Source organism: Streptomyces sp. UF-297, assembly GCF_058245575.1.
In genome coordinates, this window is sequence record NZ_JBSIBZ010000031.1 from 1 (window position 1) to 22,154 (window position 22,154).

The 22,154-nt window shown below is 71.9% G+C and carries 19 protein-coding genes; 3 read left to right on the forward strand and 16 right to left on the reverse strand.

All coding sequences use genetic code 11. From position 1 onward, the window contains the following. The coding region (locus AC4IJH_RS19250) for a hypothetical protein (protein WP_490852997.1) at positions 1–592 on the forward strand (592 nt) is incomplete at its 5' end. 75 nt (positions 593–667) lie between these two features. Here AC4IJH_RS19250 and AC4IJH_RS19255 read toward each other — a convergent pair. From AC4IJH_RS19255 to AC4IJH_RS19310, 12 genes are all read right to left on the reverse strand, one after another. Then, a complete protein-coding gene (locus AC4IJH_RS19255; protein WP_490852998.1) occupies positions 668–2,452 on the reverse strand; it encodes an asparagine synthetase B family protein in 1,785 nt (594 codons plus the stop codon). A gap of 45 nt (positions 2,453–2,497) precedes the next feature. Further along, positions 2,498–3,841 carry a DUF6271 family protein gene (locus AC4IJH_RS19260; RefSeq protein ID WP_490852999.1) on the reverse strand — a complete coding sequence of 448 codons (1,344 nt, stop codon included), beginning with the start codon at positions 3,839–3,841 and terminating at the stop codon, positions 2,498–2,500. Between the two features lie 100 nt (positions 3,842–3,941). Next, a complete protein-coding gene (locus tag AC4IJH_RS19265) occupies positions 3,942–4,847 on the reverse strand; it encodes a glycosyltransferase (protein ID WP_490853000.1) in 906 nt (301 codons plus the stop codon). 52 nt (positions 4,848–4,899) lie between these two features. Next, a complete protein-coding gene (locus AC4IJH_RS19270) occupies positions 4,900–5,610 on the reverse strand; it encodes an LOG family protein (protein WP_490853001.1) in 711 nt (236 codons plus the stop codon). Continuing rightward, a complete protein-coding gene (locus AC4IJH_RS19275; RefSeq protein ID WP_490853002.1) occupies positions 5,607–6,779 on the reverse strand; it encodes a hypothetical protein in 1,173 nt (390 codons plus the stop codon). Before AC4IJH_RS19275 ends, AC4IJH_RS19270 begins: the two co-directional genes overlap by 4 nt. Further along, positions 6,779–7,960, reverse strand: a complete 1,182-nt coding sequence (locus AC4IJH_RS19280; RefSeq protein ID WP_490853003.1) for a histidine phosphatase family protein — start codon at positions 7,958–7,960, stop codon at positions 6,779–6,781. Before AC4IJH_RS19280 ends, AC4IJH_RS19275 begins: the two co-directional genes overlap by 1 nt. 8 nt (positions 7,961–7,968) lie before the next feature. Beyond that, the gene (locus tag AC4IJH_RS19285) at positions 7,969–9,129 is read right to left on the reverse strand and encodes an aminotransferase class I/II-fold pyridoxal phosphate-dependent enzyme (protein WP_490853067.1); all 1,161 of its coding nucleotides are present in this window, start codon (positions 9,127–9,129) and stop codon (positions 7,969–7,971) included. Between the two features lie 19 nt (positions 9,130–9,148). After that, positions 9,149–10,093 carry a DegT/DnrJ/EryC1/StrS family aminotransferase gene (locus AC4IJH_RS19290; RefSeq protein ID WP_490853004.1) on the reverse strand — a complete coding sequence of 315 codons (945 nt, stop codon included), beginning with the start codon at positions 10,091–10,093 and terminating at the stop codon, positions 9,149–9,151. Then, positions 10,080–11,090 carry a GNAT family N-acetyltransferase gene (locus AC4IJH_RS19295; RefSeq protein ID WP_490853005.1) on the reverse strand — a complete coding sequence of 337 codons (1,011 nt, stop codon included), beginning with the start codon at positions 11,088–11,090 and terminating at the stop codon, positions 10,080–10,082. Before AC4IJH_RS19295 ends, AC4IJH_RS19290 begins: the two co-directional genes overlap by 14 nt. Further along, positions 11,090–12,007: a hypothetical protein gene (locus AC4IJH_RS19300; protein ID WP_490853006.1), complete on the reverse strand. Its 918-nt coding sequence runs from the start codon at positions 12,005–12,007 to the stop codon at positions 11,090–11,092. The genes AC4IJH_RS19295 and AC4IJH_RS19300 overlap by 1 nt, the downstream gene beginning before the upstream one ends. A gap of 106 nt (positions 12,008–12,113) precedes the next feature. Continuing rightward, a complete protein-coding gene (locus AC4IJH_RS19305) occupies positions 12,114–12,926 on the reverse strand; it encodes an NAD(P)-dependent oxidoreductase (protein WP_490853007.1) in 813 nt (270 codons plus the stop codon). A gap of 143 nt (positions 12,927–13,069) precedes the next feature. Then, the gene (locus tag AC4IJH_RS19310) at positions 13,070–14,365 is read right to left on the reverse strand and encodes an MFS transporter (RefSeq protein ID WP_490853008.1); all 1,296 of its coding nucleotides are present in this window, start codon (positions 14,363–14,365) and stop codon (positions 13,070–13,072) included. Between the two features lie 658 nt (positions 14,366–15,023). On the opposite strand from AC4IJH_RS19310, the gene AC4IJH_RS19315 reads away from it, so the two are divergent. Beyond that, positions 15,024–15,776, forward strand: coding sequence for a class I SAM-dependent methyltransferase (locus tag AC4IJH_RS19315; RefSeq protein ID WP_490853009.1), 753 nt, complete (start codon positions 15,024–15,026; stop codon positions 15,774–15,776). Between the two features lie 21 nt (positions 15,777–15,797). Here AC4IJH_RS19315 and AC4IJH_RS19320 read toward each other — a convergent pair whose 3' ends face one another. From AC4IJH_RS19320 to fes, 4 genes are all read right to left on the reverse strand, one after another. Further along, entirely contained in the window at positions 15,798–17,417 is a 1,620-nt protein-coding gene (locus AC4IJH_RS19320; protein WP_490853010.1) for an ABC-F family ATP-binding cassette domain-containing protein, read from the reverse strand. A gap of 102 nt (positions 17,418–17,519) precedes the next feature. Next, entirely contained in the window at positions 17,520–18,236 is a 717-nt protein-coding gene (locus tag AC4IJH_RS19325; protein WP_490853011.1) for a hypothetical protein, read from the reverse strand. A gap of 174 nt (positions 18,237–18,410) precedes the next feature. Beyond that, complete coding sequence (locus tag AC4IJH_RS19330; protein WP_490853012.1) at positions 18,411–19,196, reverse strand: sulfite exporter TauE/SafE family protein; 786 nt, start codon at positions 19,194–19,196, stop codon at positions 18,411–18,413. Positions 19,197–19,520: 324 nt separating this feature from the next. After that, on the reverse strand, positions 19,521–20,867 hold the full coding sequence (gene fes / locus AC4IJH_RS19335) for an enterochelin esterase (protein WP_490853013.1): 1,347 nt from the start codon (positions 20,865–20,867) through the stop codon (positions 19,521–19,523). 324 nt (positions 20,868–21,191) lie between these two features. On the opposite strand from fes, the gene AC4IJH_RS19340 reads away from it, so the two are divergent. Continuing rightward, on the forward strand, positions 21,192–22,148 hold the full coding sequence (locus AC4IJH_RS19340) for an aldo/keto reductase (protein WP_490853014.1): 957 nt from the start codon (positions 21,192–21,194) through the stop codon (positions 22,146–22,148). The last annotated feature ends 6 nt before the right edge of the window (positions 22,149–22,154 follow it).

Genomic DNA, 22,154 nt, shown 5'->3' on the forward strand with positions numbered 1-22,154 from the left:
GCTCGCGGGAGCGGGCACCGCCACCGCCGCCGGTACCGCCGCCGACTCCGGCGCCCGCCGGGCGGCCGTGCCGGGGTTCCTGGCGCCCGCCGATCTGCCGCCGCACCCCTCCTCGGCCTGGTCCGCCGGGCCGGTCACCCGGGGGCTGCCGGACCCGGAGCCGTTCTGCCTGGAGGGCAAGGTCGTGCCGGAGAGCCCCGACACCTACCACCGCTCCTTCGGCACCGAGTACGACACCCACGCCACGCAGGTCACTCACACCTCCTCCGACCCCGAGAACGCGCGCCGCCTCGCGGCCACGGTGGAGCGGCGGCTGGCGAACTGCGCGGCGTCCTGGCTGCGCGAGAACCCCGGCGGCACGGCCTCCTGGGACGACTACGGCACGGTCGCGGCCGGGGACGGCGCGCACCTCTACGGCGTGCACACCTCCGTCCCCGACTCGGAGCCGGGCGTGAACCTCTACGCGGTCGGCCGCTCCGGCTCGACGGTCACCGTGGTCCGCTGGGCGCAGATGGGCGACCTGAGCCACGCGCCGGTCGCCGCGTTCAAGGCGACGGCCAAGACGGCGGTGAACAAGCTGGTCCGGCACTGAGCGCTCCGCCGGACCTGCGGTCATCGATCCGCGGGCCGGCGGGGAGGGCCGGTCGCGCCCACGCGGCGCGGCCGCCTATCGGCACGGCCCCGCGCTCCTGACGGGGCGTGTCAGCCAGGTGGTCATGGCGAAGAGCCGCCACTGGAGGCGCCAGTCCAGGTCGGCCAGGCGCCGTAGTGCCGATGCGCGCAGGACGCCCATTTCGGCGAGCGGGCCTTCGGTGATGGTGGCGGAGAATTGCGGCCAGTTGGCGAACATCCAGTCCGAGTAGGAGAACGCGTCGTCGAAGCCGACCTTGGTTTCGGCGAAGCGTTCGGCCAGGGGCGAGCCCCGGAATACCTGTTGCAGAAGGTGTTTGGGGGTGTCCGGGCGCATACGGCGCTGGGCGGGGAGGGCGAATACCCCCGCTATGAGGTCGATGTCGAAGAAGGGGGAGCGCACCTCCACGCCCTGCGCGATCCCGTTCTCGTCCGTCGCGCGGAAGTTGTCGTAGGACATCAGCCGGAAGAGATCGAGCGCCTGGCCGAAGAGCACCGGGTCACCGTCCTCGGCGTATTCGTAGGGGAACGGGCGGCCGAGCGGGTCAGTGGCGAAATCGGCGTGTGCCGCGAATTCGTCGGCGACGAAGGTGTCGACGAAGCGCTTCCAGCCGGCCGCGCGGCGCCACCTCTCCCACAGTGAACCGCCCATCCACTCAAGGGTGGTGGAACGGTCCGCGTCCGCCGCGAGGGCGCCGTAGCGGGCGTAACCGGCGAAGACCTCGTCCGCCCCGTGGCCGCCGAGCAGGACGGGGGCGAAGCCGCGTGCGGCCACGTGCAGGGCGTTGTTGTGCAGGACGAGCGGCTCGGCGGCGGGTCCGTCGAGCGTCTCGTCCAGGAGCGCCACCGTGTCGTCGAGGGAGGGGATGGTGAAGGGCACCTCGACGAGGTCCACGTTGAAGATCTTGGCCACGGCGCGGGCGCGGCGCAGGTTCTCGTCGATGCCCGGCCCGGCGTCGGAGAAGACGGTGATGGCCGCCGCCACGTCGGCGCCGTCCAGCGCCGCCTTGAGGACGGCCGAGGAGTCGATGCCGCCGGAGAAGCCGACGGCCACCGGGCAGTCCGCCACGAGCATGCGGTGGTTGGCCTGGTCGATGAGGCGGTGCACCTCGCTCTCGCTGCTCGCGCCCGCGGCCGCGTCGAAGAGCTGCGGTACGGGGGCCAGCTGCCGACGGGCCGTGCGGCCGTCCTTGATCTGCAGGATCTCGCCCGGGAGAACGGACTTGATCTCCCGGTGGAACGTCCGGTCGCCCAAGGTGCGGCCCAGCCCGATGAAGGAGACGACGCTCGTCTCGTCGAGGTGCAGGCCGCCTGCGAGCGCCGCCTCCAGGCACTTGACCTCGGAGGCGAACAGGAACAGGTCGGGGGTCTCGTAGTAGTAGAGCGGGCGCTCGCCCAGGCGGTCGCGGACGAGGGTGAGCTCGCGGCCCGAAGGGTCCCAGACGGCCAGGGCGAAGGGCCCCCGCAGGGGCTCGAACCCCTGGGCGCCGCGCGTCGCGAAGAGTTCGAGCGCCACCTGGAGATCGCCCGCGGGCAGCCGCCGCCTTCTGTCGGGCGGCAACTGCCCGGCCAGCTCGCGGTAGTTGAGCACCTCGCCGTTTCCCACCATGACGTACTCGCCCTGGCAGTCGCGCAGGGGCTGGCGCGCCTCGTCGATGGCGATGACGGCGTGCCGGGCGGAGTGCAGGGACATGCACGCGTCCGTGAACGCGCCCTCTCCTGACCTCCCCCGGTGGGACAGCGAGGCGCCCAGCCGCCGCGCCATGTCCGTATCGCGCGCGCCGCCGCGCGCCTTCATGAGGATTCCGCCGATGCCACACATAAGTCTTGCCTCTTTTCGCTGGTCAGGATCCGCGCGGTGGTGCGATCACGTCCGGGGGTCGTGCCCGTGCCGTCGGCCGAGGCGGGCGGCGGCCGACATGAGCGTGGGCCACAGCCGCGTGAGGCGGGCGAACTCGCGGATCGCCTCGGCGACATATCCGGGGGCCGCGTCCACCGCTTCCTCCAGCGCCGCCACGCGGATCTCCAGACGCTTCCTGACCTCTCCCGAGGCCGTGGCGGCCGCTTCTTTGTAAATGGCGGTGAATTCGTGCGGGAGGCGCGCGGCGCGCCGTTCTCCTCGCGCCAGGGCCTGGACGAAGAGTTCGCCGTACGCGGCGGAGTCGAAGCCGCCATCGGCGAGGAGCAGATTCCCGCGCTCGGCCTTCAGCGCCTCGTTGAAGGCGTTCCAGTGGAACCGCAGAATCGTGTAGCGCAGCTCGGCGAGGGCGTACCGGCCCAGATGCCGCGGGTCGTGCTGCGCCGCCCGCCACTCCTCGTAGACATGGCGGGCCCGCAACCGGTGGTAATAGACCGGCAGTTCCAGCTGGTACAGCAGGCCCTTCTGGAAGTAGTCGCTGCCGAGGATTCCCACGGCGGGCATCTCGGGAATCCAGGCGTGCACCGTACGCAGGGCGGCGATTCCCATTTCCACCGCGCCGGTGAGGTCGCGCTCCACCGGCACGCCGCCCCCGGCGACGGCCCGCCGGGGCGCCGGGGCACCTTCGGTCTGCGGCGCGCGGACCGTCTCCGGCGAGAGCTTGCTGAGGGCGTCGATCCGGCGCGCGAAGTCGGGGGAATCGTGTTGCAGGTCCCGTCGGTCCCGCGTCGGCTCCCCCGTCAGCGAGGAGCCGGCGCAGTACGCGCCGGCCTCTCCCGCCGCGCTGTCGAGCAGTTCGATCTCAAGGTGCAGCGGGCAGCGGCCCGAGCCGGGGTCCACCTGTGTGATCTGGTCGCTGTCCCGCCGGTGCAGGGTCCGGGCGCCGACGAACGCCGCGAACAGGGCTGCCTTGTTGGGGCCCGCGCCGTAGGAGCCGGTCGGCTTGATCAGCGCCGAGCGCGCCGTGTCCGCGTCCGCGGGCGGCAGGGCGGCCGCGGTGACGATCTCGTCCACGAGGTGGTGCCAGCGCTCCGGGCCGAGCACGTGGACGGCGCGGCCCTGCTCGCGCCCGACCCGCCCGGCCAGCTCCCGGTTGCGCCGGGAGATTTCCGGGGAGCCGTCGTCGACGACCAGCAGCCGTATGTCGTCGTGGGAGGTGGACCGGACGGCCTCAACCTCGGCGGCCACGGAGCGGAAGGCGGCCTCGAAGGGCCGGTTGGTGGGCAGGTAGACGAGCCGGGTGACGGGGGCGCCCGGGGAACCGCTGTGCCCTGGGGGGACGGACGTGTGCATGACGGAGCGTCAGTACCTCTCGCAGCTGGGGTGGTGGTTCGCGTACGGCAGCCGGGCGGTGGCGGGGCGCGCGGCTGCCGCAGGGGTGGGACGCGGGGCTTCAGTTCCCGGAATCCGGACGGTCGTGTCCGTTCAGCGCACGCGCGGCACGCTCGAACCGCAGACAGCACTCGTGCCAGCTCGGGCCCGCGGCGCCGTGCGGATCGATGGCCGGGTCGAAGACCCGTTGCAGCACGACGGCGAGATCGTCGTGCCGGCGGATGAAGTACGCGAGGTTGTGGCGCCATTCGGCGTGCATGGCCGCGGTGACGGGCTCGCGGTGCTCGTGGTGGACGGCCGCCTCCGTGCTGTACCGGAACCGCAGACCACGGCGGCGCAGCCGGTAGCCCAGCTCCGCGTCCTCCAGCCCCCAGCCGAGGAAGCCCTCGTCGAAGCCGTCGACCGCCGTCAGATGGCCGCGCAGGACCGAGACGTTGCAGGACCACAGATAGTGCCAGGCGGTGTCCAGGCCCTCCAGGCCGCAGCCGAACGCGTCGAGCACGGGCTCCCGCTCGTCGCCGCGCACCACGGGCGGGAGCGCGTCGAAGCTGAACTCCTGGCGCAGCCGCTCCCGGTCGGCCTGCCCCTCGCCGAGCTGGAAGCGCCGGCCGACGACCACGAGATCGTCCTGCCCGGCGTGTGCCGCGATGTGCCGGGCGAGAAAGTCCGGCGCCGCCACCTGGTCCGCGTCGAGCAGGACCACGAGGTCGCCGCCGGCCCGTGCGAGGCCGATGTTGCGGGCCCGCGCGCGCCCGGATCGCGGGGTCCGGGGCTCGTGGACGTAACGGAGGTCGAGGCGGGCCGGAAGCTCGGCGACCATCTTGTCCGTACCGTCCGTGGAGCCGTCGTCCACGACGATCACTTCGTACGCGTGCTGTGCGCCGATGGTCTGGTGGGCCAGTGACAGCAGGCACAGTTCCAGCGCGTCCCGCGCGTTGTACGCGGGGATGATGACGCTCACCCGCACGGTGTGCTCCTCTCCGGTGTAGGTGCCGCTGCCGGGACGGCGGCCGGCGCGCTCACTCCAGGGCCCCTTCGCCGCCGGCCCGCGCCACGGCGTACTCCCGTACGCCGGGCTCCTGCGCGGCGGGGGCCACCGCGGCCAGGGCCTCCTCCACGGACTCGGCGACGGTCAGCACATCCAGGACGGAGGCGCTGGCCAGTCCGCTCTGTACGAGGTGCTCCCGCATGAACTCCAGCCAGGCGTCCCACAGCCGTCCCCCTTCGGGCTGCATCAGGATCACCGGGAACCGGCCGAGCCGGCCGGTGTCCTGATGCACCAGGACCTCGTACAGCTCGTCGAAGGTGCCCACGCCGCCGGGGAAGACGAACAGCGCGTCGATGTCGTGCGTCAGCAGCAGCTTGCGCAGGGCGAAGGTGCCGACGGTGATCGACCGGGTGGCGTCCAGCTCCGTCTCGGGCTCCTCGCCCGGGATCTCGATCCGCACGGCCCGCGACAGCAGTTCGCCGCTCCCGTCGCGTACCGCCTGCATGATGCCCGGTCCGCCGCCGGTCACCGCGGCCCATCCGCGCCCGGCCACCGCGGCCCCGAGCTGCTGCGCCATCTCGTAGGACGGCTGGCCGCGGCGGGTACGGGCCGAGCCGAACACCGTGACCACCCGCTCCGGCCCCATGGAGCGGGAGACCTGGCTCCACTCGTGCGCCCGGTCCACCTCCGCCGCGATCGACCGCAGCGACGTTCCCAGACCGTCCAGAGTCCGTGCCTTCATCGTGCTCCCACCTTCGTCGACGGGGCGCCGGCACCGCGGCGCACTCCCAGGTCCTCGGCCACGGCCGCGGCCACTTCCTGCGCACCGGTGAACGGGGCGCCCACCGTGGGCACTTCACCCGACCCGGCCGCTCGCTGCGCCAGGCAGCCGTACTCCAGCGCGAAGCCCGCGTCGGCGGCGAGATCCCGGTTGATCTGCCGCACAGCGTCGGCCTTGAACGCCTCCTGCGCTCCGGCGTCGATCCGGGCGTACCGCTCGGCCAGGAACGGCCAGATCTCCTGCCCCGACATCCGGCTCATGTGCCGGCAGATGACGACCTGGCTCCAGTTCTGGGGCGGCAGCGGCACATAGGGCCTGCCCGCCTGCGAGGTCTCGATCAGCGTCGTCATCCCCGGCGAGCTGAAGACCAGGTCGCAGCCGGCCAGCGCGTCCTGGAAGTCCGTACCGGACAGCTGCCGTGCCGAGCCGCTGGCGAACCGGGAGAAGCCGTTCACACGGTTCATGGCCACCGACAGCTCGAACGCCCCGCCGCGCAGCACGCCCAACAGGCGCTCCGCCAAAGGGAGATACGCGTGCGCCGAGCCGTTTCCCGCGGGGTTGCTCAGGCCGCCGAGATTGACCAGGGCGCGGGCCGGCCCGGTGCCCGCGCCGCCGGTCGCGAGCGCGGGCGGGGAGACGATGCCGGAGACACCGACGACGCCGGGCACACCGAGGCCGGTGAGGTTGTCGACGCTGCCGAACAGGTCCTGCGCGAAGTAGGCGCGCACCCGCTTGAGGGGGCTGTCGGCCGCCAGATCGGCCGGCTGCCACATGAAGCCGAGGCTGTCGACGTAGTGCGTCACCGCGGCCGTCTGGTGCGAGGTGATCAGTTCGGGGGCCAGTACGTTGACGATCGCGCCGTAGGAGCCGAGCAGGTCCGGATCGCGCTGGAGTTCCGCCGTGCCGATCCGGCGGGCGCGCACGCCGTCCTGCGCGTCGAAGAAGTCCTGTGCGGAGTCCGACCCGTAGTAGTGCACCTCGATGCCGTACTCGCGGGTCAGTACCTGGGCGATGGTGTGGGCCTTGGAGGCGGGGCCGAAGCCGAACGGGGTCGCCAGCACGGCGACCCGGGCGGGCCGGTCCTCCGACCGCCGGTCCCCTGACGGCCGGTCCGCTAACAGGGGGCGCATCACTCCACCTCCCCGCGTACCGGGCCGGGGGCGACGCCCTCGGGCGAGCGGTTGACGAAGTCCACCCGGACGCCGTCCGGCCCGAGATGGAAGCGGGAGAAGTGGCCGGTGTCCCAGCGCAGCCGCCGCAGGCCCTTCATGTCCGCGCACAGCGCCTTGTCGAGCAGCCACGCGTGGGGGCCGCCGTGGCCCACCACCAGAATCCGCCGGCCCTTGTGCTCGGCGGCCAGGCCGTCGAAGAAGTCCAGCACCCGCTGGTGCGCCGTCTCGTAGGGCTCTTCGTCGGGGTGTTCCCACAGGTCGCTGTTGCCGGTGAGGACGCGGTCGGCCTCGTCCCCGAGGATCTCCCGTACGCGCTCCAGCGGCATGCCGGAGAAGGTGTGGAACACGCGCTCCCGCAGGGCGGGGCTGCGCTGGATCTCCAGGCCGAGGGAGCCCGCCGCCAGCTGTGCCGTCTCATGGGCGCGCCGGAAGTCGGAGCTGTACACCGCGTCCGGCGCGAAGCGTGCCACGGCGGTACGGGCCGCCATGGCCTCGGCGCGCCCCTGGCGTGACAGCCCCATCTCGAAGTGATCGGGGTAGACGTCCGCCGGGTATGCGGGCGCTCCGTGCCGCAGGAACAGCACCTGGGTGCCGACGCGCGTGGCGGGGGCGGACGCGGGCGCGGGTGCGCAGGGGTCGTCCTGCGGCGTCAGCGCCAGCAGGTCCAGGACGTCGTCCGCGACCTCCTCGGGCTGCTTGTCCTCGATGTCCAGCACATGGCCGACGGGCCGGAAGGCTGCGTGCAGTTCCCGGATGCGGTCCTCGTCCATGCGCGCGAGCTCGTCCCTGGCGGCGTTTCGCGCCAGGAGGTCCTCCACGCTCGCCCGGAGCGTGACCGTCACGAGTTTCAGACCCCGCCGCCGGAACCTGAGCTGCTGGACGGCGAGGAAGTCCGGGTCCTCGAAGACGCCGTCGACAACCGGGGTGAAGCCGCTGCCGAGGTAGGACAACGCGAGGTCCATACAGGCGAGTTCGGACGCCGTGATGGTGAGGTCGCTGAAGTCCCTGGGCCGCGCCATGTAGCGGACCGAGTCGTTGGAGACGCGGACGGACGGCACGAGGGTGTTGCGCACAAGGGTGGCCGTGGTGGTCTTGCCCACGCCCGGCAGCCCGCGCAGAAGCAGTGCGATGTCTTTCATCGGGGAGCTCAATTCTCCTGTACGAGGTGGCGGCGGTGGGCCGTTACGGCCTGTGCGACGCGTGCCACATCGGATTCCGTGATGTATTTCGAGGTGGGCACGCTGAGAATTCTCGGTGCCACGGCCATGGCCTCCTTCGGCCACAGCCGCGAGGGCACTTCGCCGGTCAGCGCCGAGCGCTGGAACAGCCCGTATTCGAGGTAGGTCTTCTTCCACACCACGCGGGACAGTACGCCCTCGGCCCGCAGGGCCGCGCAGAATTCCTGGGCGTCGGACGCGGTGCGCGCCAGGAACAGGGTGTGCGATGCCGCGTCCCCTGCCGGGTTCGCGCTGTCGAGGACGCGGACGTCGCGGCCGAGCGCCTCCCGCAGGCGGGTGCGGTGCGCCCGCTGGCGTGCGAGCGTGTCGTCGAGGAAGCCGGCCTGGTCCATGACGAGTGCCGCCTGCAGCTCGGTCATCCGCAGGTTGTCCGCCACCACCGCCCGCTCGTCGTCCCAGTCCGGCAGCCCGCCGTCGTGGCGCACGGCGCCCAGGTCCGTCAGCCGGTACACCCGCTCGACAAGTTCCGCGCTTCCGGCGACCAGGCCGCCCTCGCCCGACGCCACCTGCTTGGACTGCTGGAAGCTGGTGACGGCGATGTCCGCCAGCTGCCCCGCCCGGCCGTCGGGGGACTCGGCGCCGAGCCCCTGGCAGACGTCCTCGATGAGCGGGACGCCCAGGGTGTCGCACAGCTCGCGGACCCGTCCGACCGGGATGGCGTGGCCCTGGACATGCACGATCATCACGGCCGCGATCGGGCCCTCGGGCGACTCCAGGGCCGTGGTGTCCACGGTCAGCGCCGAGTCCATGTCCATGGGCACCGGCACCGCGCCGAGCGCGGCGATCGACATGGCGCAGGCGATGAAGGAGTACGCGCTGACCAGGACGCGGTCGCCGGCCTTGACGCCGGCCGCCCGCAGCGCGAGCCGCAGGCCGACGGTGCCATTGGCCACCGCCACCGCCGCCTCTTTGCCGAAGTGGTCGGCGAAATGCCGCTCGATGAGGGTGTTCGCGGATTCCCGCTCGCTTTCCACGTAACGGAAGAGCTGTCCGTCGCGCAGCACCGACTGGAAGTGCGGTAAGGAGTCCGCTGATTCGTGCGAGAGGTCGAAGAACTGATGGGGGTTCACCAATGCCATAACGGTGCGGTCATCCTAACTTGACGAGGAACGGATCCTGTTGGCGCTTGCTTCCGGGGACCACGCGCTTGTCGCATCCCCGGAACATGGGAAGCCCGGAGGGCGGAAGGTCGTGCATCTGCTGGACGTCCCCGAAAGCCCTTAGGGCGTCCAGCAGTTGAGCGTTCTGTGCGCAGGACGTGTGCTCCGGCGGACGGATCGGGTAGAGCGGCAGGCGCGTCCAGCCGGCTCCGCTGTCCGGCGCGAGCGGCGGCAGCCGGAAGTGCGCGGACAGCTCGCTGTCCAGGAAGCGCGCGACCGCGGACCGCCGCGCCGCGAGCTGTGCGTCCGCGCGCCCGAGGGCGTCGGCGAGCCCTTGCAGCAACGGCATCGGGAAGCGGGCCGAGGACGGCGGGCGGCCGAGGCCGCGGTCGCCGATGTCACCGTGCCCGACCGCTCCGGCCAGGGCCCGGGCCGGTCCCAGGACGGCACCGCCGCCGCCCAGCGCCACGGGCTTCGACGGCCCGAACGAGACGACCGCGAGCGTGCCCGTGGAGCCCGCGACCGCTTCGCCCACGTACGAGCCCCAGGTCTGCGCCACGTCCTCGATCACCGCCACGTCCGGCGGCACCGCGTCCACGATGCCGCGCACATCGCACGGCAGCCCGTACTGGTGCACGGCGACCACGGCGCGGGTCCGGTGCGACCAGGCCTCGGCGACCTCGCCGGGGCTCAGGGTCAGCGCGTCCGAGACGCCGACGAAGACGGGTATCGCGCCGCTGCGGACCACGGCCGCGGCCACCGAATGGCACCCGATGTCGGGGACGACCACCTCGTCGCCGCGGCCGATCCCGAGGACTTCCAGGGCGACTTCGAGCGCCGCGGTGCCACAGGCGGTGAATTCGGCGGCGGGGCGGGCGAACCGGCGCAGCAGTTCGTCCACCGCCGTCCGGGACTTCTCGTCATCCGAAGGCATGCCGGAGCCCCTTCCCCGCTGCTTGGACCCGGGTCACCCGCGCATCCAATTCCCGGCGTTCGGCGGCGAGTTCGCCCCCCAGCCGTGGGCTCCCGCACCACACGTCCACACGCTCCCGCCGCTCGCTGAACACCAGATCCTTCAGCGAGTCCGGGCTGCCGTAGAGGTCGACGGTGCGGATGCCCTGCCCGCTCCACTGCCGGGTCAGTCCTTCGGTGAGCAGGTAGAGCCCCGGGGAATAGCGCCGGTAGGACTCGTCGTAGGACCACTTCAGGCACATCACCCGGTCCTTGATGCGGCCGTCGAGCCGGAAGGCGACCGGGCGGCCGCCGTCCCGCAGGAAGGTCGCCGTCAGCGTCCCGCCCCGGACCAGCTCGCTGTAGAGCGCCAGCTGCGCCGGGCGCTGCCGCATGCTCTGCCCGCGGGCGGCCTTCCACGACGCGTCGTCGACCGCCAGCATGTCGCGCACGGCCGCTTCGCCCGTCCGCCCGGTGTGCAGCGTCAGGCCGTCGCGCTCGACGAGCCTTCTTTTGCGGGGCAGTTGGGAGGTGCCGCGGCTCAGGACGCGCTCCCACAGATCCGCGCCGTCGCGGGACCAGTCGATCAGGGAGTTCGGCAGTCGCGGCCAGGACCGGGCCTCGCCCTGGCCGTCCACCTCGGCGTACTCGTGTGCCACCAGCGGTACGTACACCGGCAGTCCCGTCGCGCGCCGCACCTGCGACACCATGGCGAGCAGTTGTCCGGAGCCCGGCGGCCGTGCACTCAGGAACGGCAGATCGCCGCAGAGCGCCGTGCACATCACCGTGTCGCAGGTGAAGACGGCGACCGCGTCGGGGCCCAGGGCGACCAGCGGCGAGTGGCCCGCTCCGCTCATGGCCTGTGCGTACGCGGGCGACTGCTGGACCCTGGTGCCGCAGCGCGCGTACAGCTCCCGCCAGTGCCCCAGCTGCCCGGCGGACAGGGTGCGCAGATCCGTGACGGCCACCGCGGATGCCATCAGCCGAGCTCCGCGCAGGGGCGTGACCGCTCGCCCGAGCGCTGCCACTGCACCTGCGGATAGGCGCTGGCGAAGGCGCCGAAACCGGCCATGAACCGGTCGATGCTGGGGATCACGCTGCCCTCGAAGTCGAAGGTGCTGACCTTCCACTCGCCGACCGTCACCTCGATGGCCCGGTCCACCAGCAGCGTCGGCACCCCGCGGGTCCCGGCGCGGTCGAACCAGGAGTGCATCAGGATCGCGGAGCGGTCGGACTGCAGTACGAAGACCTGGCCCCGGCAGACGTCGTCGCCGTCGACCGCCGCGAGGCACAGCGTCGCGTGCGTCCGGCTGATCGCGAGCCCCGAGCGCCGCCGCGCCGCGATCGCGGCCTCGTCCTGCCCGACGATCGCGCGCGTGAAGTCGAACGCCTCCGGTGCCACCCGCTCGATGCGGTGTCGGCGCTCAGCTGCCCGGATGTGGCTGCGCACGGTCGGCAGGTAGGCGGCCCGGAGGTCGTCGTCCGCCGCGACGTCCAGCATGCGGGTGTGCCGGCACACCACGGACGCACCCGACTCGATGAGGGCCGCGGCCTCGCCGAACTCCGGGCCCATCGGGAGCTCGACGGCCTCCACCTGCCCCATCAGCTCCGCCGTCATCGAGGCGACCACCCGGTGCCGGTCCACGGCGTGCAGGGACGGGTCCACCCACGGCGAGGCGTAGGGCAGCAGACGGAACGGACGGCGGGCGGCCGGGGCCTCGTCGCCGTCGTCCAGGGGGCAGACCCACACGCCGGTCGGCCTCTCCCGGCGGTCGAGGCACACCACGTTCAGGGTGCGCCCGTAGACCTCCGCCGCCGGTGCCGAGTTCCACAGCTGGACGGGGAGGGCGCGGGTCAGAAAGTGCAACTCGTCGCCGCTGACGGCTGTGCTGCGCATGTTCGCCTTTCTGCACGGCACGCGATCGCCATCGCGTGCCTTCTTCCCAGGAGCGGTTCGCGGACGGCTCGCGTCCGCACACGACGTCGAGCGCTGGGAGCGCGCTCTACATGACGTCGACCAGGGCGAGTGCCTCCTTCAGGCTCGAGGGCACCGCACCGACGGCCGTGGTCATCTCCCGCGCCATGCCGAGTTCGGATGCCGTACGGTCGCGGGCGACGGCCGGCGCGCCGCGGCCCGCGACGATCGCCTCGTCGAGCTCGGAGTAGTGCGCCAGCGCCCAGCTCGAACCGGTCGACGCCGCCAGTGCCTCGCGCAGGGTGTCGATGTCGACGCCCAGCTCCTGTCCGGCCCTGAGCGCCTGCAGTGCGGCGTGGCGGTTGCTGTAGAGCAGCCAGTTGTTGCAGAGCTTGACGGTCATTCCGGCGCCGGTGGGACCGGCGTGCACGATGTTGTCGGCGTACGCCTGCAGCGTGTCCTTCGCGGCCGCGATATCCGCGTCGGCGCCGCCCAGGAAGAGCGAGAGCGAGCCCTCGCTGACGCGGCCGCCGCGGCGGCTGAGCGCCGCGTCGATCAGGGTGTGCCCATAGGTGTCGCGCGCCCGCTGGTGCAGTTCCCGCACGGCCTGCGGCGTCACCGTGGTGTGGACGACGACGAGCGAGCCCGCGGGGGCGGACCGGCACAGGCCGCCGTCGTCGAACAGCAGCGCTTCGAGGTCCGGCAAGCCCTTGACCACGACCAGGTGGGTCTGCGCCCGGCTCGCGGCCTCGCCGACGGAGGAGCACTGGTGGAGGTGCTCGGACTCGCCGGACAGGTCGACCACCGGGTCGTAGACGGATATGCCGAGCCCTCGCCCGGTGATGCAGCGGGCGATGTCCGCCCCCATCTCTCCCAGCCCGTAAACGGCGATACGTGACACGGTCGCTCCCCTTGCCTCGTTGTCTCGGTCTTCTTGGTCTTTGTGGTCTTTGTGGTCTTCTCGTTGTTCGTGGGCTTCGTGGGCTTCGTGGGTCTCATGAGCTTTGTGGGCCTCGTGGGCTTCGTCATCGAATCCCGCTCCGGTCAGAGACTTCCTTCGGCCGTCAGCGCGGGCGTACGCAGCCTCGCCAGGAGCAGCAGGACCGCCGCGCCCATGCCCAGCAGCACGATCGTGGCGATGTAGAGCGGCCGCACCGGCAACCAGGTGAGGAAGAGGGCGAGTACCAGCGATCCGGCCAGCTGCGACGGCCCCTGGAGCGCGCCGAAGACGGCATACGCCTGGGCCGAGCCCACCGGCCGCCAGCGGTCCTGGACCTCGCTCTGCAGGGCGCTGGCACCTCCGTTGAGCAGGCCGACGGCGGTGTAGAGGCAGATGGACCAGACCGGGTGCGGGGCGGTCAGCCCGAACAGGATCTGGACGCCGAATCCGACGATGACGATGTGGGGTGCCAGGGCACGGGCGTAACGCCCGCACACCCCGCCGGAGATCACCACCCCGCTGACGATCGCCGCCAGGGCGAAGGAGGCGTTGGCGATGCCCGCGATCCACGACTTGCCCGCGTCGCTGCCGGTCAGCAGCGGTACGAACATGCTGAACGCGAGCGTGTGCGTCAGCCCGAGCAGGAGGAGCGAGCCCGTGTACAGCCCGAGCCGGCGGGGGTCGCACACATCCCGCCACGCCCCGGCCGCCGCCGGCCGCGCCACGTCGGTGGCGTCCGCGGCTCCCGGCCGCCCCTTCCACAGGGGCGCGCGGTTGAGCACGACGAACACCACGAACTGCAGCGCGATGCCCACGGCGTAGGAGAGAGCACAGATCGCCAGGGACGGCGCGAGGCCGACCGAGGCGGCCAGTACGCCGCCCACCGCCCAGCCGACGACGACCGAGCCCTGTGTCGCCACCGCCAGCATCGCGTTCAGCCAGGTCAGTTGCTCCACGTCGGCCGTCCGGCCGGTGGCCCACTCGCGCATGGCCGGCAGGTAGAACGCTCCGAAGGTCGAGAACAGGAACATGCCGAGGTAGACGTGCCACAGCTGTGCGTTGCCGGTGTGGACGAGCCCCCACAGGGCCAGTGAGACCATGAACGCCCCGAGGTCGGACAGCAGCATCACCCAGCGCTCGTCCAGTCGGCGGGTGACGGCGCGGATGCCGCGGACGAACAGCAGCGGCGGCAGCGCCCCGGCCGCCACGACGAGCGGGGAGCTCGCCGCCGATCCGCTGAGATCGAGGGCGAGCAGGGAGAGCAGCAGGAGCAGCAGCGTGGACGCACTCTGGCTCTGGAGCGTCGCCACGACGACAGCAGTGACCTCACGCCGCTCCCCGTGGGAGAAGCTTCTCCAGATCTCGGCCCTGGAACGGGAGCCGACCGACACACTCGTCATTCTTTCCTGAGCCTCAATCCCGAACAGATCTCGACCTTGTCGGAGAATACGGCGTCCGCCCAGGAACAAATCCCCAGGCTGATACGGCAGTTGGCATGGGAGTAATTGGCCGCAGCCCGTCGACGCCCCGGGGGCTCGGCACTGCGGTTCCGCGATGACCTTGGCGGGATCGGAGTCAATCACTCCATGCCGAGCAAGGTCAACAGCGTGTCACGGAAGCGGAATCCGCCCTTCTTGACAGAGTGGATCAGCTGCCGTAGCGCCCTCGCTCGACGCGTCACAACCCTGCCGCGAATGACGCCCGCAAGGGCTCTGACGAGCGGTTCCGTTCAGTCGCCGCACGCCGGGCGCCGCTCCGGCAGCCGACCTGCGGGCCGCACCCAACTCTCCGGAGTACCGTGGTCACTTCACGCCACCTCCCCCGCCCGTGACTCGATCCCGACGCAAGGGACCGGACGCGCGGCGACAGCAATCGGCCAGCCGCCATCAGGGATACGCCAAAAAGAATTCACGCGCGCCAATGCCGGGCGCTGCCCTTTGTTGACCGGTCGATCCGCGAAATGCTTGACTGCACGCCCGCCGCCGCGGACAAGGCGCCACGACCTCCGGCGCGGATTCTCGTCATAAGTCTGGCGACCACCAACGGACTTGGAGAGCAATGACATCCCTCCGTCGGCCCGAGGCCGGTGTCCTTTCCGCCGAGGAGTGGGAAGCGCTCCTTTACGACTGGCACAACAGCCACCGGCTCCGCCGCCAGCAGAGCGACGTCAGGTACTGGCTGGACGTGACCGGGCAGGCCAAGCGGCTGCTCGTGCTGGGGGCCGGCACCGGCCGGGTCGCAGCCCCGCTCGCCCGGGACGGGCGCCATGGCGTCACCGCCCTCGACGCCAGCCCGGCCCGGCTCGCAAGGATGCCGCGGCTGCCCGGCCTGCTGCCCGTGTGCGGCGATATGCGCCGTCTCCCCTTGCGCCCGGGGTTCGACGCCGCTGTGGTGCCGTACTCGACGTGGCAGCTGCTGCGGTCCCCGCAGGACCGGCAGCGCGCTCTCGCCGAGGCCGCCCGCGTCCTGGCACCGGGCGCCGCTCTCCATATCGACGTGAGCGCGAACTTCGATACGCGCACAGCGGTCGACTGGCACCGCACACTGGCTCAGCCGTGCGAGGAGGTCGGCGCGACCGTGGAGGAGTGGGAGCGCCACATCCCCAGGTCCGACCACGTGCTGATCGAGAAGTCCTTCCGCGTCGGCGAGCGGGTCCTCGCCGATGTGCGGGAGCACTGGGTCCATCTCGGCGCGCTCGACCTGGAGTCCGCGCTGGATGAGGCGGGGTTCGATCTCACGCACGTCGACCGCGGCTACGGCGCGGGCGCCTCTGCCCACCGGCTCATCCACCACGCCCGCCGCAGAAGCTGACCCGGACCGCGCCGCCCTCGGCTACCGGCTGCGCTCCACCCGGCGCTCGTCCCAGACCGGCTCCGGCGTCTCCCGGACCCTGCCGTCCTGCCCGAAGACCAGGTAGCGGTCGAAGGACTTGGCGAACCAGCGGTCGTGTGTCACCACCAGCGCCGTCCCCTCGTACGACTCCAGGCCGCGCTGCAGAGCCTCGGCGGAGTCCAGGTCCAGGTTGTCCGTCGGCTCGTCCAACAGCAGCGCGGTCGCCCCCTCGATCTCCAACTGGAGGATCTGGAAACGGGCCTGCTGTCCGCCCGACAGCTTCTCGAAGGGCTTCTCGCCATGGCGGTCCAGCTCGTACCGCCGCAGGGCGCTCATCGCGGGCCCCCGGCTGTGCGCGTGCTCGGTCCACAGAATGTCCAGGAGGGTACGCCCCATCAGCTCCGGACGCGCATGCGTCTGCGCGAAGTGCCCCGGCACGACACGGGCTCCGAGTTTCCACCGTCCTTGGTGCGCGACCTCCTCCCCCGCCAGGAGCCGCAGGAAATGGGACTTCCCCGAGCCGTTCGAGCCGAGGACCGCCACCCGCTCCCCGTAAAAGATCTCCAGATCGAAAGGTTTCATCAGGCCGGTCAGCTCCAGCTGCTCGCACGTCACGGCCCGTACTCCGGTCCGGCCCCCTTGCAGACGCATCGTGATCTTCTGCCGACGCGGCGGCTCGGGCGGCGGCCCGATCTCCTCGAACTTCTGCAGCCGCGTCTGGGCCGCGTGGTACCGCGAGGCCATCTCGTCGCTGCGCGAGGCGTACTGCCGCATGTCGGCGACGAGTTTCTTCAACTGGGCGTGCTTCTCGTCCCACCGCCGCCGCAGTTCCTCGAAGCGCTCGAAACGCTCCACGCGCGCCTCGGGGTACGTGGCGAAGCCGCTGCCGTGGACCCACACATCACTGCCCACGGGGCCCGGCTCCACGCTCACGATCCGCTGCGCCGTCCGCGCGAGCAACTCCCGGTCGTGGGAGACGAACAGCACGGTCTTACGGGTCTCGCGCAACTGCTGTTCGAGCCACTGCTTGCCGGGTACGTCCAGGTAGTTGTCCGGTTCGTCCAGCAGCAGCACACCGGCCGGTCCGCGCAGCAGAGCCTCCAGGACGAGCCGCTTCTGCTCACCGCCGGACAGCGTCCGCACCCCGCGCCACTGCGCCTTCTCGTACGGGATGCCCAGCGCGGACATGGTGCACATGTCCCAGAGCGTCTCGGCCTCGTACCCGCGCGCCTCCGCCCAGTCGCTGAGCGCCTGCGCGTAACTCATCTGCGCGGCCTCGTCGTCCCGCTCCATGATCGCCGTCTCGGCCTCGTCGACCTGCCGCGCGGCCCGCCCGATACGCGCCGGGGCGACCGACACCAGCAGGTCGCGCACCGTCCGTTCGTCCCGTACGGAACCGACGAACTGCGGCATCACGCCGAGCCCTCCGCTGACCGTCACCGACCCGCCGTGCGGCTTCAACTCACCGCCGATCAGCCGCAGCAGCGTCGTCTTGCCCGAACCGTTCGCCCCGACGAGCGCGGTGACGGCGCCTTCGCCCACCCGGAAGGAGGCATCGCTGAATAATGGCCGCCCGTCCGGCATGTAGTACTCCACATGCGCGACTTCCACATGACCCATGTTGTGGTCCAAACCCGTTATTGCCGTTGGACATTGCGCTCCACAGGCGCCACGTCCTTGATCACCTCGTCAGGATAGTCCGGGGCCGATCCGGGACCGGACTCATTTTCGGTCGGCGGTCTTCTCCCTGGCCACGGCCCCTGCCGTGACCGCGGCCTCTTCCTTGGCCGCGGTGTCCTCCTTGGCCGCGGTCTGCGGCGGCATCCAGTGGTGGACGGTGAAGTTGCCCTTCTCCAGGGTTTCGTAGGGGGCGGAACTCACGCACTTGGGAACGCTGTTGAGCGCCATGCCGTCCATGGCCCAGCTGTAGCCGAGGCGGTCGCGCTTGCCGCCCTTGCCGCCGTCCAGGACGGTGAAGCCGAAGCGCTTGTCGTTGATGTTCTTCGGGCCCGGGAAGTCCGGCGGGAAGGTGAATTCGGACTCGGTGACCACGCCCGTGACGACGGCGACCGGGCCGCCGGTCAGCAGGCAGTCGATGCGGCCCTTGGCGTAGCCGCCCCAACGGCCTTCGGGCGTCTGGTTGTAGTGGGAGAAGCTGAAGGTCCCCTTGGCCTTGTCGGCGAAGCCATGGGCGTCGAAGGTGAAGTGGATGTCCTCGCCCGGCTTGCGCTGGAGCTTGGCGGTGCCGGTGAGCGAGGGCTCGTCGGTGGCTCTGTGGTCGCGCTGCGGGGCCGGGGCGGCCGCGTGGGCGGCCGCCGCCGGGGCCTGCTCCACCACCGGCGCCGGCGCGGCGAAGGCGGTGGCGCCGAGCGCCAGCGGGGCCGTGGCGCAGAGGACGAGCGCCGTGGCTACGACAAGGGGACGGCGGACAGCGGACATGGCTTCCTCCTGGTGAGGGTGGTTCTCAACGGGCCGGGAGGGGTTCCCGGCCGATCTCCACAGTGCCCTCCGCCCAGGGCCCGGCACATCGCACCGAGGGTCGACGTCGCTCACCCGTTCGGGGGAAGTAGCCGTCGTACCAGGGGTTGAGTCCCCCGTCCCGGTTGGCCGGTCCTACGCCAGCCACTGGTCGTACGCCAGCTTGCACAGCAGCGAGACGACGACCACGACCAGCACGCCCCGTACGAAACCGGCGCCCCGCTTGAGTGCCATGCGGGCCCCCGCCATGCCGCCGATGAGGTTGAACAGCGCCAGCAGGGCGCCCAGTTGCCACAGCACCGTGCCCTGGAGCGCGAACATGGTCAGCGCGCCGATGTTGGTGCAGACGTTGACGACCTTGGCGGTGGCCGAGGAGGTGACCAGGTCCATGTGCAGGAGGGCGGACAGGGCGACGATGAGGAACGCGCCGGTCCCCGGGCCTATCAGGCCGTCGTAGAAGCCGATGCCCAGGCCCGCGACCGCGATGGCGGCCGCGATCCGCCCCCGGGAGACGGGCCCGGAAGGCGCGGGCGCCATCCCGAAGGCCGGGCGCAGCACCACGAACGCCAGGACGGCCAGCAGCACGGCCATGATCAACGGGCGCAGCACGGCGCTGTTGATGCCCGCCGCGAAGAAGGCCCCGGCGACGGACCCGCCGAGCGCGGCCAGGCCGATGCGCAGCGCGGTCCTCACGTCTATGGGCGCTTTGCGGACGTAGGTGACGGCGGCGGCGCTGGTGCCGACGATGGCGGTGGCCTTGTTGGTGCCCAGGACGAACGCGGCGGGGGTGTGCGGCAGTCCGACCAGGAGCGCGGGGAGGAGCAGCAGACCGCCGCCTCCCACGACGGCGTCGATCCAGCCCGCCACGAGGGCGGCCAGGCACAGCAACAGCAGCGTCGTCAGCGATATGTCATGGGCCACCCGGCGATCCTATGGACGGGCCGACGAGGGCCCTGCGGCCACCCCACCGTGACACCGCGAGCGCCCCACTGTGACATCGCGAGCGCCCCGACATGGCGCCGAAGTCGCGCCCCCGTACCGCCGCAAGCGCCCCGTGACGCAGAAGAAGACGCGAAGAAGCAGGTGCGAAGAAGCGCAAAGAAGCAGGCGCGAAGAAGAAGGCGCCCCGCCCCGGCACAGTGGGGCGGGGCGCCACGTCCGTCACGCGACGAGGGCCTTTTGTACGTCGGTGAGGACGGTCTGTGCGGCCGTCGGCCCGCCCCAAGTGGGGGCCTTTCGCGGCCTTCAGCGCTCGCCGGGCCCCAAGAGCCGTACGAGACCCTCGGCGAGCCCGCCCGACCAGCAGGCGTAGTCATGGCCGCCGCTGAACTCCTGGCAGGTGACAAAGGCTCCGGCGGCCCGCAGGGTGCCGTACAGCTCCCTGGTCCGTTCGAGCGTGCCCCCTTCGTGCCGGCCGACCCGCAGATGCAGCCGCAGATCGCGCGGCGGGCTCTGCGCGAAGCGGCGGGTGAGCCACGGGAGTCGCTCGCCGGGCCCGGCAACAGCTTCCGAGAAAGCCTCGGGCGCGCCAGGCTCTTCGGGCCCTTCGGGCCGCCACCACAGCGAGGGCGACTGCGCCAGCACCTTCCCGAAGTGCCCCGGCGCCGCCAGGCCCGCGTACAGGGCGGTGAGCGCACCCAGGCTCTCGCCCGCCACGACGGTGCGCGTCGGGTCGTACGTCACCGGCATCCGGCCCGCCGCCCACGGCAGCAGCTCGGCGGCCAGGAAGTTGGTGTACGCCTGCCGGCCGCCGAACTCCCGGGCGCGGGTGGCGCTGTCGACCGCGTCGGGGGCGAGCACCACCAGCGGCGGGATGGCGCGTTCGGCGATCAGCCGGTCCAGCAGCTCCTCGGCCCCGAGGCCGCCGAACCACATGTCGCCGTCGAGCAGGACCAGCATGTCAGCCCCCTCGTCCGGCAGCCGCCCCGGCGGCGTGTACGTCCACACCGCGCGCTCGGCGGCCAGTGCGGCGCTGGAGATCCGGTGCCGCTCCACCCGGCCGTGCGCGCCGCCGGTGCGCGAGTGCACCCAGGGGCGCCAGGGCTGCGGCGGCGCGTCGGGCAGCTCGAAGACGGAGCTGCGCTCGGCGCGCCAACGGGAGGGAATCGTGCGGGTGTTGAACGGGTCGGGCACGGCCTCATCGACCAGCGCGAGCAGGCTGCGCTGGAGGTCGCCGGGCTCCGGCACCACCTCCAGCCCGCCCGTGGAATCAGTGTCGGGCGCGATGGTGTAGGTGCCGCGGTGGTCGGAGGGAAGGCGGTAGGTGAGGTGCCAGACGTCGGTGCCGGGCAGCCTGCGCATCAGGCTGCGGGCGAGATGGCCGCGGTCCATCAGGCGGTTGACCAGGACGAGCACCCGCCGGGTGGCGGGCGTGCCGCGCCACAGGAAGGTGACGGCGCGGTGCTCCGGGTCCCAGGGCAGCGGCTCGACCAGCGGGGCGCCCTGCGCCTCCACCTCGTCCCAGAACTCCCGTACGGCCGCGGCCCGTCCGCCCGCCACGGACGCGGCCAGCGCGACGATCCGCGGGCTGTCCGCCGTCTCCGGTGGCGCCGGACGGGGCGTACGCGGCGGACCGGCGATCGGGACTCCCATCGACAACCTGCTTTCCCGCCCGGCGCGTTGGCGCGGGCACGGACGACATGAACACGGACGGCACGGACGGCACGGACGGCACGAATGACGCAGACGACACAGACACGGCACAGCAGGACGCAGCACGGCACGGCCGCCACGGCGGAGAACATGCACCACCGCCGCGTTCAACTTAGGCAAGCCTAAGCTAACCACGCGCACGGCGCTCCAACAACACCCCCAGACCGCGCCCCCGGCCGGACACTTCAGCGCCCGGGCGGCCCGCCCCTGGGGCTCGCGGCGGGCGCGCCACCGGGCCCGGCGGGCGCCGGTTAGCCTGCCGCCATGCCTGACATCGACTTTCCGCTGGGCGGAAACCTGAGAGTGCGCCGCCTCGGCTACGGCACCGCGCAGCTCACCGGCCCCGGCTACTGGGGCCCGCGGCACGCGGATCCCCGCGACGCCGTGGCGCTGCTGCGCCGCGCCGTGGAACGCGGAGTCACCCTCATCGACACCGCGGACAACTACGGCCCGGAGGTGGCCGAGGAGCTGACCTCGCGGGCCCTGCACCCCTACCCACGGGACCTGGTCGTCGCCACGAAGGGCGGGGTGGTCCGTACGAGCCCCGACGCCTGGCACATCGCGGGACGGCCGGAGCAGCTGCGGGCCATGTGCGAGGCCTCGCTGCGCCGGCTGCGGACGGAGACCATCGATCTCTACCAGCTGCACCGGCTGGACCCGGCCGTCCCGATGGCCGAACAGCTGGGCGCGCTGGCGCAGTTGCGGGACGAGGGCAAGATCCGGCACATCGGGCTGGACACCATCGGCGCCGCGGACCTCGAACGGGCCCTGGAGATCGTCCCGATCGCGTCCGTACAGAACCGCTACAACGTGCTCGACCGGTCCTCGGAGGACCTGCTGGAGCTGTGCGAGCGGCGGAACGTGGCCTTTCTGCCCTGGTTCCCGCTGGGCAACGGGACGCTGGCCGCACCGGCTGCCACCACCCTGCGGGAGGTCGCCCGCCGGCACCGGGCAGGCACCGGCCAGATCGCCCTGGCCTGGCTGCTGCACCGCTCCCCCGTACTACTGCCCACCCCGGGCACGTCCTCCCTCGCACACCTGGAGGAGAACCTGGACGCCGCGGGCATCGCCCTCGACGCGCAGGACCTGGCCCGCCTGGAGGCGGCACGGCCGGACGCACCACAGCCGGGTCGCGCACGGCCGGACGCACCACAGCCGGGTCACGCGCGGCCGGACGCGCCACAACCGGGTCGCGCACGGCCGGATGTGAGCGGTTCTTAGAACCTT

Bases quoted from the DNA above. Each gene is read 5' to 3' on its own strand.
- AC4IJH_RS19295 (WP_490853005.1), bottom strand. From the start codon at position 11,090: ATGGCATCCGCGGTGGCCGTCACGGATCTGCGCACCCTGTCCGCCGGG.
- AC4IJH_RS19260 (WP_490852999.1), bottom strand. From the start codon at position 3,841: ATGCACACGTCCGTCCCCCCAGGGCACAGCGGTTCCCCGGGCGCCCCC.
- AC4IJH_RS19255 (WP_490852998.1), bottom strand. From the start codon at position 2,452: ATGTGTGGCATCGGCGGAATCCTCATGAAGGCGCGCGGCGGCGCGCGC.
- AC4IJH_RS19325 (WP_490853011.1), bottom strand. From the start codon at position 18,236: ATGTCCGCTGTCCGCCGTCCCCTTGTCGTAGCCACGGCGCTCGTCCTC.
- AC4IJH_RS19290 (WP_490853004.1), bottom strand. From the start codon at position 10,093: ATGCCTTCGGATGACGAGAAGTCCCGGACGGCGGTGGACGAACTGCTG.
- AC4IJH_RS19275 (WP_490853002.1), bottom strand. From the start codon at position 6,779: ATGCGCCCCCTGTTAGCGGACCGGCCGTCAGGGGACCGGCGGTCGGAG.
- AC4IJH_RS19280 (WP_490853003.1), bottom strand. From the start codon at position 7,960: ATGAAAGACATCGCACTGCTTCTGCGCGGGCTGCCGGGCGTGGGCAAG.
- AC4IJH_RS19320 (WP_490853010.1), bottom strand. From the start codon at position 17,417: ATGGGTCATGTGGAAGTCGCGCATGTGGAGTACTACATGCCGGACGGG.
- fes (WP_490853013.1), bottom strand. From the start codon at position 20,867: ATGGGAGTCCCGATCGCCGGTCCGCCGCGTACGCCCCGTCCGGCGCCA.
- AC4IJH_RS19310 (WP_490853008.1), bottom strand. From the start codon at position 14,365: ATGACGAGTGTGTCGGTCGGCTCCCGTTCCAGGGCCGAGATCTGGAGA.
- AC4IJH_RS19315 (WP_490853009.1), top strand. From the start codon at position 15,024: ATGACATCCCTCCGTCGGCCCGAGGCCGGTGTCCTTTCCGCCGAGGAG.
- AC4IJH_RS19270 (WP_490853001.1), bottom strand. From the start codon at position 5,610: ATGAAGGCACGGACTCTGGACGGTCTGGGAACGTCGCTGCGGTCGATC.
- AC4IJH_RS19340 (WP_490853014.1), top strand. From the start codon at position 21,192: ATGCCTGACATCGACTTTCCGCTGGGCGGAAACCTGAGAGTGCGCCGC.
- AC4IJH_RS19300 (WP_490853006.1), bottom strand. From the start codon at position 12,007: ATGCGCAGCACAGCCGTCAGCGGCGACGAGTTGCACTTTCTGACCCGC.